General features: G+C 46.8%; 13 protein-coding genes. 8 read left to right on the top strand and 5 right to left on the bottom strand.

The window, feature by feature from the left end:
- The first annotated feature begins 88 nt into the window (after positions 1-88).
- The 5 genes from A8707_RS05290 (at position 89) to A8707_RS05270 (ending at position 5321) form a co-directional block, all read left to right on the top strand.
- Complete coding sequence (locus A8707_RS05290; protein WP_068815817.1) at positions 89-1171, top strand: class I fructose-bisphosphate aldolase; 1083 nt, start codon at positions 89-91, stop codon at positions 1169-1171.
- Positions 1172-1316: 145 nt separating this feature from the next.
- Positions 1317-2483 carry a pyridoxal phosphate-dependent aminotransferase gene (locus A8707_RS05285; RefSeq protein WP_068815753.1) on the top strand — a complete coding sequence of 389 codons (1167 nt, stop codon included), beginning with the start codon at positions 1317-1319 and terminating at the stop codon, positions 2481-2483.
- A 151-nt stretch (positions 2484-2634) separates the two neighbouring features.
- On the top strand, positions 2635-2901 hold the full coding sequence (locus tag A8707_RS05280) for a BrnT family toxin (protein WP_068815816.1): 267 nt from the start codon (positions 2635-2637) through the stop codon (positions 2899-2901).
- Positions 2902-2904: 3 nt separating this feature from the next.
- The gene (locus A8707_RS05275; RefSeq protein WP_068815752.1) at positions 2905-3162 is read left to right on the top strand and encodes a BrnA antitoxin family protein; all 258 of its coding nucleotides are present in this window, start codon (positions 2905-2907) and stop codon (positions 3160-3162) included.
- A 398-nt stretch (positions 3163-3560) separates the two neighbouring features.
- Positions 3561-5321 (top strand): hypothetical protein, encoded by a 1761-nt coding sequence (locus A8707_RS05270; protein WP_068815751.1) that lies wholly within the window; start codon positions 3561-3563, stop codon positions 5319-5321.
- A gap of 186 nt (positions 5322-5507) precedes the next feature.
- Here the strand turns inward: A8707_RS05270 and A8707_RS05265 are convergent, their stop codons facing one another.
- The 4 genes from A8707_RS05265 to A8707_RS05250 form a co-directional block, all read right to left on the bottom strand.
- Positions 5508-5744, bottom strand: a complete 237-nt coding sequence (locus A8707_RS05265) for a hypothetical protein (protein WP_231947946.1) — start codon at positions 5742-5744, stop codon at positions 5508-5510.
- 9 nt (positions 5745-5753) lie between these two features.
- Positions 5754-7079: a YcjF family protein gene (locus A8707_RS05260; RefSeq protein ID WP_068815750.1), complete on the bottom strand. Its 1326-nt coding sequence runs from the start codon at positions 7077-7079 to the stop codon at positions 5754-5756.
- A gap of 117 nt (positions 7080-7196) precedes the next feature.
- Entirely contained in the window at positions 7197-7508 is a 312-nt protein-coding gene (locus A8707_RS05255) for a DUF2973 domain-containing protein (RefSeq protein ID WP_068815749.1), read from the bottom strand.
- A gap of 174 nt (positions 7509-7682) precedes the next feature.
- Positions 7683-8000 carry a DUF2605 domain-containing protein gene (locus tag A8707_RS05250; protein ID WP_068815748.1) on the bottom strand — a complete coding sequence of 106 codons (318 nt, stop codon included), beginning with the start codon at positions 7998-8000 and terminating at the stop codon, positions 7683-7685.
- Between the two features lie 147 nt (positions 8001-8147).
- Here A8707_RS05250 and thrS point away from each other — a divergent pair, with 147 nt between their 5' ends.
- The 3 genes from thrS (at position 8148) to A8707_RS05235 (ending at position 12040) form a co-directional block, all read left to right on the top strand.
- Entirely contained in the window at positions 8148-9965 is a 1818-nt protein-coding gene (gene thrS / locus A8707_RS05245) for a threonine--tRNA ligase (protein ID WP_068815747.1), read from the top strand.
- Positions 9966-9995: 30 nt separating this feature from the next.
- Positions 9996-10781, top strand: coding sequence for a 2-succinyl-6-hydroxy-2,4-cyclohexadiene-1-carboxylate synthase (gene menH / locus A8707_RS05240; protein WP_068815746.1), 786 nt, complete (start codon positions 9996-9998; stop codon positions 10779-10781).
- A gap of 224 nt (positions 10782-11005) precedes the next feature.
- Positions 11006-12040, top strand: coding sequence for a DUF2927 domain-containing protein (locus tag A8707_RS05235; RefSeq protein ID WP_068815745.1), 1035 nt, complete (start codon positions 11006-11008; stop codon positions 12038-12040).
- Between the two features lie 62 nt (positions 12041-12102).
- Here the strand turns inward: A8707_RS05235 and pdhA are convergent, their stop codons facing one another.
- A complete protein-coding gene (gene pdhA, locus A8707_RS05230) occupies positions 12103-13134 on the bottom strand; it encodes a pyruvate dehydrogenase (acetyl-transferring) E1 component subunit alpha (protein ID WP_068815744.1) in 1032 nt (343 codons plus the stop codon).
- Positions 13135-13409: the final 275 nt, after the last annotated feature.

Raw genomic sequence — 13409 nt, 5'->3', positions numbered from 1 at the left:
ACCCTTCTAGACACAAGCGGAATTTAACACAAACGCTAAATTGGGGAGGTTAAAGATGTGACTCGTCCTTTAATTGGGGATTTTTGCAATGACCGCTACACTCTCTGCACCTCAGTCGATCGAGGCTTGGTTAGGTGACGAAGCAGAAGACTTGCTCACCCATCAGGCAAAAGTTTCTAAAGATCTTTTACATTTGCCCGGTCCCGATTTTATCGACCGCACCTTTGCTTACGGCGATCGCTCTCCGCAGGTGCTTCGCAGTCTTCAACAACTTTACTCGTCTGGGCGACTAGCAAACACGGGCTATCTGTCAATCTTGCCCGTCGATCAAGGGATTGAGCATTCGGCAGGCGCGTCGTTTGCTCCGAATCCAATTTATTTTGACAGTGAGAATATTTTGAAGTTGGCGATCGCAGCAGGGTGCAATGCGGTGGCGACGACGTTGGGCGTGTTGGGCAGTGTGTCTCGCAAATATGCTCACCGAATCCCGTTTATCACCAAGATTAATCACAACGAACTGCTGACTTACCCCAATCAGTTTGATCAGTTCATGTTCGCCTCAGTTGAGCAGGCTTGGAATTTGGGATCGGTTGCAGTCGGTGCGACGATTTATTTTGGCTCGCCTGAGTCGAGTCGGCAAATTCAAGAAGTCAGCCGTGCGTTTGCTCGTGCCCACGAGTTAGGAATGGCAACCGTTCTCTGGTGCTATCTCCGCAATCCCGCGTTTAAGGAAGACAAAGACTATGATCTAGCGGCAGACTTGACAGGTCAGGCAAACCATTTGGGGGTGACGATCGAAGCCGACATCATCAAACAAAAACTGCCCGAAGTCAATAATGGCTATGGGGCGGTTGCTCAAGCTACGGGCAAAAGTTACGGCAAAACCGACAAGCGCGTCTATTCTGATCTGACGACCGATCACCCGATCGATTTGACTCGCTATCAGCTTCTAAACTGTTACTCAGGTCGCGTTGGGCTGATTAACTCAGGCGGTGCGTCAGGAAAAGCTGACTTTGCAGAAGCGATCTGCACGGCTGTGATCAACAAACGAGCCGGAGGAAGCGGCTTGATTTCTGGACGCAAAACATTCCAACGCCCTTTTGAGGAAGGCGTTAAGCTGTTTCATCAGATTCAAGATGTTTACCTATCGCCCGATGTCACGATCGCGTGACGCAACGAGACTTAAGTTTTGAGTTTTGAGTTTTGAGTTAGAATCCACTGTTACGATTTAAGACTTAAGCACAAGCGTTAGGGCATCTCGTCTCGACGTAGCTTCTGATGTCTCGACGCACTCAAAATTCATAACTCAAAATCCTATGAAGCTGGCAGCACGGGTTAAGCAAGTGACTCCTTCTTTGACGTTGGCGATCGATGCCAAAGCAAAAGCCATGAAGCGAGACGGAATCGATGTCTGTAGCTTTAGTGCAGGAGAACCCGATTTTGACACACCCGATCACATTAAATTAGCGGCAGTTGATGCTCTCATGGCGGGCAAAACTCGATACGGTCCGGCGGCGGGAGAACCGAAACTGAGAGAGGCGATCGCCCACAAACTGCAAACCGACAATCAACTCTGCTACAGCGCCGAAAACATCATTGTCACCAATGGGGGCAAACACTCGCTCTATAACCTGATGATGGCGCTGATCGAGGCAGGCGACGAAGTAATTATTCCGGCTCCTTTTTGGGTGAGCTATCCCGAAATGGTGAAGCTGGCAGAAGGAACTCCGGTAATCGTCCAGACCACGGCAGAAAGCGGCTATAAAATTACGCCTGACCAACTACGACAAGCTATTACGCCCAAAACGCGCCTGTTTATTCTCAATTCGCCCTCAAATCCAACGGGGATGGTTTACACCCCAGAAGAAGTGAGAGCGATCGCTGAGGTGATCGTCGAACACGATATTCTGGTCGTCTCGGATGAGATTTACGAAAAGCTGCTCTATGACGGTGCCCAGCATTTGAGTATTGGCGCAGTGAGTTCTGAAGTGTTCGATCGCACGATCATCAGCAGCGGATTTGCAAAAGCTTACTCAATGACGGGATGGCGAGTCGGCTATTTAGCGGCTCCTTTAGAACTCCTCAAAGCCGTCAGCATCATTCAAGGACACAGCACTTCTAATGTATGTACGTTTGCCCAATATGGGGCGATCGCCGCTCTCGAAGGCTCACAAGACTGTGTTGAACAAATGCGTCTCGCCTTTGCCGATCGTCGCCAAGTGATTCTCAATCTAGTGAACGCGATTCCCGGTTTAACGTGTTTAACGCCCAATGGTGCTTTCTATATCTTCATCAACATCAGCAAATTGGGAATGTCATCCCTTGAGTTTTGCGATGGGCTATTGAACGAACAGCAAGTTGCGTTGATTCCGGGCATTGCGTTTGGGGCAGATGATCACATTCGGCTGTCTTATGCGACGGACATGACGACCATTGAGCGGGGTGTCGATCGTTTAGCCGCCTACGTGAAGTCAAGATTTTAGAGAATTGCATGAGAACAAAATTCCAAGCTACAGCGTCCGCCCTTATACGCTGAGTAAGAACGTAACTTAGAAAATGTCGATCAGTCCCAGCGCTTTTAGATATAGCCACACTACCATCTCGGTGTACAAATGTGCATACTATAATAAAGGCATGTCATACCAGTGGGACAGAGAAAAAGCTGCCGCCAATTTAAACAAACACGGAATCGATTTTGCAGATGCCGTATCTACGTTTTTGGATGCTTTGGCGATTACGATAACCGATGAGCGGTTCGAGGAAGAACGGTTCATCACGATCGGTATGGATGCTTTGGGTCGAGTCCTAGTGGTGGTGTATACGTGGCGTGGCAACGAGATTCGGTTGATTTCGGCTCGAAAAGCCATACGTCATGAACAAACACAGTATGAAAAGGGGTAGATCATGGAAGCAGAGTACGATTTTAGTCAGGGTCAGCGAGGTGCAGTTGAGCCGATGGGTGCGGGCAAGACTCGTATCACCATTCGGTTGGATGATGAAGTCTTAGCATGGTTTCGAGAGCAGGTTCATGCGGCGGGTGGCGGCAACTATCAAAGTTTGATTAACGAAGCGTTACGTCAGCATATTGAGCAAAGACGTGAGCCGCTAGAAGCAACGTTACGAAGGGTATTGCGCGAAGAACTTGACCGCGTAGGCAAATAGATCGTACAAGGTTGCGGTAAACGGGCTAAATCCGGTTGGAGCAGGCTTGTGAATCTAGTATGATCGCGATCGAGCGGGGTGTCGATCGATTATCCGCCTATGTGAAGTCAAGATTTTAGGAAGTTGTATGACAATAAGATCCCAAGCTACAAGCGAAATCTGCCAACTTCTAAAATTGAAGCTGATACTTGACAAATCCGTGACCCTTTAATCACATTCAGCTTCAACCTCAATCAGGAGCGCTGTTAATGCGCAAGTATTCTGACAGGTATTTCGCGGTGAGAGAATTGGATAACCCCTAGTACTAACTTATACACGCTTTATCACCTGCTATTTTAACGGAGCAAGAGGTGTAAAATAGCCTAAGGTGGAGCAGAAATACATTTAATAAATTAGATATGACAGACAAATCTTTAAGTATTCAAATAAAAGAAAGACCTAAAATCTGTGCGATTGATCTAGATCAAGAAATTATCGAGGCTTTACAAGCTAAGGGTTTGCATTGTTTCCCTGGCACGTTAGGTTCCCAAGTTAAAGTACCGAATTCAGGTAGGCGAGATCAGCATTCATGCTTGCTAAACTTTGATTTTCCGCCCAATCTTCACGAGTACGACATTGTAATTGTCGATTTGCAAGATCGAGAGCCGATTGAATACATTAAGTCTGAACACACGCACTCGTTTTTCAAAGGAAGTGAACAAACTCTTTTATCGAGCAGCCATCCTGAAACAATTTTTGATCCAAGACCACTATCATCAAGTATTTTAAGAAGAAAATTAGGAGACTTTTTTTCCAAAGACACTCTTATTGTTGTTTTTTGTTCCGCAGATGAGACGTGTGAGTATCATCCTGTAACACTAAATCGTAGTAGCTCTTACGAAGCAGAACCTATACAACATTCCTTATATGAATTTATCCCCTGTTTAAGGGGAAGTTATAATAAAACGGGCAAAAATACGATGGTTTCAGATATCGAAGAGAATATTAAAAACTTCCTTCAAAAATATAACAAAAAATTTACTTACGAAATTGTGTTTAAGCATCCTGTGAAATGGTCACAGGATGAGCAGAAGCAGATTGAGAGGAATGATTTTGTTCCTCTACTGCTAAATTCTGACAATGAAATTGTTGGGGTTATTGATTCTTCTTTAGAGAAATCAATGGTTTTCGCTTTCCCTCAATTACAGGATAGCAAGAAAGATTTTTTGCTTGAACTTATTGACGAATTACTGCCTGAATTATTTCCTAAAATCTTCCCTTACTCTAAGAAGTTCTCTTGGTTGAAGCTAGAAAGTTACATTCTTCCAAATGAAGCAAATCTTCTCGCAAGAAAAGTAAAGCTAGAAAATGAGTACAAATCAGCTTTAAACGAGATAGAAGAAGAGCTCGAAATAAATCAATCCAAATATCAATTTCTGCATAGCTTGATAACTGAAACGAGTGATTTATTGGTCAAATCTATTGAACATTTTTTCATTTGGCTTGGTTTTGAAAATATTGTTAACATGGACGAAGCCAATCCAGAAATCAAAGAGGAAGATCTTCAGATTTCTTTAAAAAACGGCTTATTAGTTGTAGAAGTTAAAGGTATCGGTGGTACTTCTAAAGATAGCGAGTGTTCACAAATAAGTAAGATTAAGTATAGAAGAGCTAGAGAACGAAATAAGTTTGATGTCTTTGCTCTATATGTAGTTAACCATCAGAGATATCTTCCTCCCCTTCAAAGAAAGAATCCTCCCTTTAGTGAACAACAGATTCTTGATGCTCAATCGGATGAAAGAGGATTGTTGACTACATATGAAATTTTCAAGTTATACTCCAATATTGAAGAAGGTTTCATAACAAAAGAAGATGCTAGGCTTTCTTTGTTGGAATATGGACTTGTGCAATTCAAGCCATCGAAATCCAATCTGCTTGGGTACCCTCTAGAAGTTCATCACGGAGGGCAAGTTGTAATACTTAACGTTGATAACTTCACTCTCAACAAGGGTGCATCGATCATTATCTGTAATGACGAGGCTTGGTTTAGAGCAGAGATTCTAGAGATTCAGTCGAATAATGAAGTAATCGAATTCGCTTCTGAAGGTGAAATAGGTATAAAACTCAGCCGTAGCGTCCTTAAAGTATCTGAGTTGTGGTTGGAGGATACAATCCATTGATGCAAGTTAAAAATCTTGCTAGAGCGAACCGGTAGATATATTGGTTGTGTTATGAAGCTATTTACCATTGCGCAGTAGAAACGTTGGCTAGCTTCGTCTTTTGACGGGAATGGTACTAAAGAACCCGTCAATTAGCAGCAAGCATTAATCGGGGTTCGTAGCGATAACGAGAGTAGCTTGCAGGATTTATGCGCTGACTACTGTAGCCTGCCCTTTTGCTACGGTAGGTAAAATACCTAAAATTGCCGGTGCTAGAGGTTTCAGATCCGCTAAACGATTAGATGGTGCTTGCAAAACAATGACCGCAATATTGAACTGGGGCAAATTTTGCTGAAACGACAAATTGCGATCGATGGTGATGAACACATCAAACTCTGCTTCTGCAAGGGCAGGAAGTTGACCTCCGGGTTTCTCGCTATTCAACCGAATCGTCTACTTTTTCGCGGTCTTAAATCTTTCTTTCGCCGCTTCAAACGACTCTCGCATCACTGCCTGAATTCGCTTTGGGTCAGGCGTGTTGCCGCCCAATAAATCCCCAAAATAGACACACGCCGTCTCGCCTAGTGCCCAAGTGTAAGTTGTTGCCCACGATGCCGCGATCACACTGCCAAAACCAGGGATGAATTTGATTAACTCACGTCCGATCGCTTGGGCAACAAATCCGCCCGCGATCGCGCTCACCAATCCCCCCGCTTGAGACGGACTGAGAGTTTGTCCATAAATTTGTCCCAACAGCCCCACCATTGAGGCTTGTAGCGCAGTCAAAACGGGCATCGTCGCCAATGGTAAGGGCACTGCCGCCAAAGCACCCGCCATCACCGAGAAGGGCAAAATGTAGCGTCGTCCCGCTTCTCGGTAGAGATTGCTAATTTGTTTTCCGGCTTCTCGATCGCTCAATAATTGCGAGATCGTCCGAGCTTCTGCTTCGGGCAGCAATTCTGCGAGCGAATCAGCCAGCGCATCTAAGCCGTAGAACATTGGGGAGAAGTCATCTTCTGCTAACGTGAAGTCGATTAGGACGGCTCGATCGAACAGTCCCTCAAATCCACGCTGTAATTCAGCAAATGCCCGACTCACATCTTCATAAGCGGGTGGATAATCAGGATGATTCGTCACATCCGCCGGGTAAAGCTCGTGCAGACACGTCACCGCCAACAGACACGGCACTTCGGGATGCTGCTGTCGGATCTGACCTGCAATCTGTCTCAAAGTATCGGTAGCAAAATCATTAATTTTGACCGTCAGAATTAGGATTTTCGCTTGGGCTGTCTTGACCTCGATCTCGCCAACTAACTCTCGAATTACCTCGTTGGTTTCTTGAGTGCCGTCTCCCAAACCTACAGTGTCTGTGAAAATCAGCAGAGGCAGGTCATACGTCGGATAGCTGTAGCGTTGTGTATACTGCGTGTGAGGTCGAAATCCTTGACCAATGATTTCAGCCGAGACACCTGTCAAACCCCGCACGATCGAGCTTTTGCCTGCTTGGGGTTTACCAATCAAAAGCGCTTCGGTCGTCGGCAACTCTGCCCGAATCTCTTTGAGAATTTCAGCAATCTCAGCTTCGTCAACACTAAACCAGCCTGTGACGGTCTGAGCAACTTGCTGCACCGGGAGTCGATTGCTTAAATTTGAGGTGACGTTTCCCCAGAGTCCCTGTGCTTTGTTAAACCAGTTTTGAGCAATCTCCAACTGAGAAGACTCATCAGTTTTTTCAGGCGTACTAGAGTCTTGACGTTTATCTTCGGGTTGCTCAGTCATGATCGTCTAGAAGTTCCGCAAAGGGCAACTTCTCAAAGCTATCGCATCTCGCTCTTCGTGACTAGGTAAGAGAACCAAACTTAGCTGAATCGTCTTCCCGCTCACGATCGACGGTCTCTAGACCTCTTCAAGAGGCTCGCCGCCTGGAGAAGAGCGATAAAGTGCATCAAGCTGCTCGCGCGCATCTTCAACGGTCATCGATCGCATCACTAAAAGCGGCTCGTTGATCATTTTGCCATCGTCGTCTAGCAGCTCAGGATGAGGGACTCGCACACGAGATGACGACATCGGGCGAGAGGGGTCATAGCTTCTCGGCGCATAGTGACGCTGAGAATCAGCCCCTAGCGTTAATAAATTGCGAATTAGGTTCCCGATCGCCAAAAAAGCAAGCAGGGTGAAAGCCAACATGTAAAGAAAATGTAATACCATAGCGCCTCTCTGTTGAACCACGCCGACTGAAAATCAAGTGCGTTGACCTTCAAATCTGCCTTCAAGCGAACTTCATATCAACCCAAAGTTTTATGCAAGCCGTTTAAAAATTAATCTTTATGTCTAATCATCGCTTATAGTCTCTCAGATTTCTTGTTCTTGTCACATCTCTTTTTAGACGGATTTGTCTGAGCGCAATCGCACCCTCATCTGCCAGCATTCGGTGACTAACTGATGCCAGGTCATCAACATTGAGGTTTCCACACCCACCTGCCCATCAGTGACTTTCAGCAGAGTTTGGGTTGTTCCAACCTCTTGCTGTGCTTGAGTTACTCGTGTCAGAAGGTCGGTCTGCTGCTCGTCTTTGAGGAAAGGGATAGATTCTGATTCTAACAGAGTGCGCGATCGCCCAAACCAATATTGAAAGTCTTCTAGCAAAGGCTCTAAAACGGTCTTCAACAAATTTTGCTCTGGCAAATTAGAGTTAAACATGGGTCGGCAACATCTCGGAAATCGTCAGAAATCTCTAAACCTGTTTACATTTCGCAATGCTTTCTCATCTTACTCGGAAATTGTCGCTCTGCGGCATTGATTGCGATCGGATCGGTAAGATGGATAGAGTTATATCCCGCACGACTCATGCCTGCCGAAGAATCTTCTAATCAGCCCGAAAAAATCTATCTGCCTCGCACCAGTGAATCCGATGCGTTGAAAAAAATTCGCCATACGGCTTCTCACGTCATGGCAATGGCGGTGCAGAAATTGTTTCCTAAGGCGCAAGTGACGATCGGACCCTGGATCGAGAACGGCTTCTATTACGATTTTGATAGCCCTGAGCCATTCACCGAAAAAGACTTGAAGGCAATCAAAAAGGAGATGATCAAGATCATCAACCGCAAATTGCCTGTGACTCGCGAAGAAGTTAGCCGTGAAGAAGCCGAACGTCGCATCAAAGAAAATAACGAGCCTTACAAGCTAGAGATTTTAGAAGGCTTGCAGGAACCGATTACGCTTTACCATGTGGGCGATCAGTGGTGGGACTTGTGCGCGGGTCCTCACTTAGAAAGCACCGCGGAACTGAAGGCAGACGCGATCGACCTCGAAAGCGTTGCTGGGGCGTATTGGCGCGGAGATGAAACCAAAGCCCAACTTCAACGCATTTATGGCACTGCTTGGGAAACGCCCGAACAGTTGACTGAATATAAGCGCCGCAAAGAAGAGGCGATTAAGCGCGATCACCGCAAAATCGGCAAAGAACTCGGACTATTCATCTTTTCAGATCTCGTCGGTCCTGGTTTGCCGATGTGGACCCCGAAAGGAACGGTGCTGCGATCGACCCTCGAAACTTTCCTTCAAAAAGAACAAACCAAGCGCGGCTATCTGCCTGTCGTCACACCGCACATTGCCAGAGTCGATCTGTTCAAGATGTCTGGGCACTGGCAGAAATATCAAGAGGATATGTTTCCGCTGATGGCGGAGGATGACGAATCTCGCGCGGCAGAACAAGGCTTTGTGATGAAGCCGATGAATTGTCCGTTTCACATTCAGATCTATAAGAGTGAGTTGCGATCGTATCGAGAACTCCCGATGCGACTGGCGGAGTTTGGTACGGTCTATCGCTATGAGCAATCGGGTGAATTGGGTGGTTTGACTAGAGTGCGCGGCTTTACGGTCGATGATTCGCACCTCTTCGTCACGCCCGAACAACTCGACTCAGAGTTTCTTAGCGTGGTGGATTTAATCCTGTCGGTGTTCAAAAGTCTGCAACTCAAAAACTTTAAGGCGAGGTTGAGTTTCCGCGATCCGGCATCTGATAAATATATTGGCTCTGATGAGGCGTGGGAAAAGGCGCAAGGTGCCATCCGCCGTGCGGTCGAGACGCTGGGCATGAACTACTTTGAGGGCATTGGGGAGGCAGCATTTTACGGTCCCAAACTGGACTTTATTTTTAGCGATGCGCTCGATCGAGAGTGGCAGCTCGGCACGGTTCAGGTCGATTACAACTTACCTGAGCGGTTTGATTTGGAATATGTCGCAGAAGATGGCACTCGCAAACGTCCGGTGATGATTCACCGTGCGCCGTTTGGGTCGTTAGAGCGGCTGATCGGCATTCTGATCGAAGAATATGCGGGAGATTTCCCCGTCTGGCTGGCTCCGATTCAAGTCAGATTGCTGGCGGTGGGCGATGAATTTTTGCCGTTTGCCAAGCAAGTCGTTGAGCAGATGAAAGAGATCGGCATTCGGGCAGAGGTCGATTTGAGTGGCGATCGCTTGGGCAAACTGATTCGCAATGCTGAGAAGGAAAAAATCCCTGTGATGGCGGTGGTGGGTGCCAAAGAAGTTGAAGCTAATGCCTTGAGCATTCGGACTCGCGCTTCGGGTGAGTTGGGTTCGCTGCCCGTCGCTGAAGTGTTGGAACGGATGAAGGGTGCGATCGCAAACTACACCAATTTCTAAGACATCTGGCGTTTATAGCACTCTAAAAGAATGGGCACCTTGTCGAATCAGATTCACTTCACGATTCGAGGCGACAAGCGTCAGCCCGTTCTTTTGTTTTTGCACGGGTTTCTAGGCAATTGTGAGGATTTTGACGCGATCGTTCCTCATCTTTCAGATAATTTTTGCTGTTTGAGTGTTGACTTGCCAGGTCACGGTCAGACTCAGGTTGCAGAAGAGAATTACACGATGTCGAACACGGCAGAATTAATCGTTCATCTGCTCGATCGTCTCAATATTTCTCAATGTCATTTAATTGGCTATTCAATGGGCGGACGATTAGCGTTGTATTTAGCGTTGCAGTTTCCCGATCGGTTCCCCAAAACGGTTTTAGAGTCGGCATCTCCTGGACTAAGAACTGAATCGGAGCGTTTGGCACGAAACCAACACGATGCAAAGCTTGCCGATCGCCTAGAGTCCGACCTTCCAGCGTTTCTGGCAGATTGGTATGAGCAGCCATTGTTTCGATCGTTGAAACAGCATCCAAATTTTGAACAACTTATGCAGCAGCGATTAAAAAATCGACCGTCAGAACTGGCTCGATCGCTGCGTCATCTCGGCACAGGTGAGCAGCCGAGTTTGTGGGATCAGTTGAAACTCTGTCAAAATCCGCTATTGCTGTTGGTCGGAGAGTGCGATCGCAAATTCATCACGATCAACCAAGAAATGGCTCACCTCTGCAAAACGGCTCACCTCGAAATCATTCCAAATGTGGGGCACACTATCCACCTTGAAGATGCTCAAACATTTGCAAATCACCTTCGCAGATTCCTATAAAACATTGAAGGAATATCCCGATTGAGGGTCACACCTAGCGAACATTTATCTAATTGGGTAGCCGTGTATTAAAAGTAACTGAGTAACCAAAGTCACCAAAAACAGATTTTCTGATATAGTACAAATGTCCTAAATTAGAAGGAAGAAACATTTGCGCGACTCTAGGGAACTCTAACAAAAACTCTGCTGCCGCCCCCAAACCATAACCGCAGGATGCTAGACCCATGCAGTTGAAACCCCTCGCCCGTATTGCAAAGCGCCACTCCATCATCACTGGAATTCTCCTGGCAGCAGGCATTTCACTCACCACGATTTTGCCAACTTGGGCAAGACCTGCCAGACTCACCGCGCAGCTTTCTACCAGTGAGATCAATGTGCGGGTGAATCCCTCTACCCAATCGGATATTGCCTACAGAGGTAATGTTGGCGATCGCGTCGATATTGTCAGAGAAACCCAAGCCGCCGATGGCTACATCTGGGATTACGTGTCATTTGATCAGTCTGGGGCAAAAGGCTGGGTGAGAAGCGACTTAGTGAGTTCGATCGTCGGCGCACCATCATCGAAGGTGAAAAGCCCCGCCGTCTTAAAACAACCCTCACCTGCGATCAGCGTCATTCCCGAAACTTACCCTGTTCAAGCTCCTAGCGGAGAGTTTACTCCACAGCAAATCAGCTACTTTCTAGAAATTGCATTGGGAGCAGAGTTCTCTAAATCAAGCAGCGCCACTAAAATCCGCAAATGGCAAGGCGACGTAAACATTCAATATTTTGGGTCTCCGACGAGTGCAGATTTAGCAACGTTAAACTCGATTATCAGTGAAGTCAATGACTTGACAAATGGCGGAATCCATCTGCAATTGGTCGATCGCAATCCCAATGTCACGATTCATTTCTCACCCTTATCGCAATTTGCTCAACTTGAGCCAAACTATCAGCCTGGCAACTATGGCTATTTTTGGACTCGCTGGGACGAAAATAACAAGCTTAACAACGCCAACATTTTAATCACAACGACAAAAGTCACTCAAAAAGAACGATCGCACCTGATTCGAGAAGAACTCACCCAATCGTTAGGGCTGATGCAGGATTCGTATAAATATGCAGACAGCATGTTTTATCAGCCGTGGACAGACGTGACACAATATTCAGCGATCGACCGATCGCTGATCAGAATGCTCTATGACCCTCAAATTTCTCCCGGCATGACCCAGGCGCAAGTGATGAGCGTGTTGAACATTCGTCAAGCTCACGCTAGATAAGTTCGGATGGTCAGAGAAAAGGGATCATCTGAATGATCCCTAATAACTGTTTTTAGCTGAGCTTAATCCTCGGCAAAAATGTACTTATACAATTCGGCAGGGTCGGGTTCAGGGCTTCCTAGCGCAAACTCAACCGCCTCGTCGATTTCGGCTTGAATCTCTTTCTCGATCGCTTTCAATTCTGACTGATCGGCTAAATTTTGCTCCACCATGTAAGCGGCAAACTTCTTGATCGGGTCACGGGCAAGCCACGCTTCTTTTTCGTCTTTCGATCGTAGCTCGTCGGGGTCTGCCAGCGAGTGACCTCTAAAGCGATACGTCAAACACTCAATCAGCGTCGGACCTTCTCCAGCACGGGCACGCGCCACGGCTTCTTGAGCGATCGCTCTCACTGCTAGCACGTCCATGCCGTCAACCTCATAGCCCGGAAGCCCAAAGACGCTGGCTTTTTTATAGATTTCTTGCTGAGACGTGGCGCGCTCATGAGCCATTCCGATCGCCCACTTGTTATTCTCCACCACAAAAAGAATTGGCAGTTTCCAGAGTGCCGCCATATTCAAGCACTCAAAGAATTGACCGTTATTGGTTGTGCCATCGCCAAAGAAAGCCGCTGTCACTTGGTCAAAGCTGGCATCGCCCAGTGCTTCGCGACGATATTTTGACTGAAATGCAGCTCCTAGTGCGACCGGAATGCCTTCCCCAATAAAGGCAAAGCCGCCTAATAGTTTATGCTCTGCTGAAAATAAATGCATCGAGCCGCCGCGACCTTTGCTGCAACCCGTCGCTTTGCCAAACAGTTCTGCCATCACATTGCGGGCAGGCACGCCAGCACTGAGCGCATGAACGTGATCGCGGTAGGTGCTGCACACATAGTCTTGACCGGGGCGCATTGCTTGAATGACTCCGGTTGAGACCGCCTCTTGACCGTTGTAGAGGTGAACAAAGCCAAACATTTTGCCCCGATAATACATTTCGGCGCACTTGTCTTCAAAAAAGCGCCCTAAGATCATGTCTCTATAGAGGCGCAGCCCTTCTTCTTGGGTGACTTGGGCAGAAGCAGATTGAATTGTCGGGAACGTTCTTTCCTGTACCATGCGCTTTTAGACACCTCGCTGCAATACCCAAACTGGATGATGATCTGAACGGTGAACCCGATCGTAAAGCACGCTTTCTTTAAAATCGTTAATAGTTGCTCTCTACTCTAACGCTCTATGCTAGGCGCTTAGAAAAATGAACTTGACGATCGAGCGCAATACAGAGTTCAACCCTAATAATTTAGTTTAGAATACCGTTCTGTTAGGTCAAGGATCAGATTATAAGTCGTCTGAATCTTAAATCCATAAAGTTCAAGAAGCGCTGATCAGGGAGA

The sequence above is a fragment of the Phormidesmis priestleyi BC1401 genome (assembly GCF_001650195.1).
Taxonomy (GTDB): domain Bacteria; phylum Cyanobacteriota; class Cyanobacteriia; order Leptolyngbyales; family Leptolyngbyaceae; genus Phormidesmis_A; species Phormidesmis_A priestleyi_B.
The sequence above is the reverse complement of the archived record's forward strand: the minus strand, read 5'-3'. Positions and strand labels throughout refer to the sequence as shown.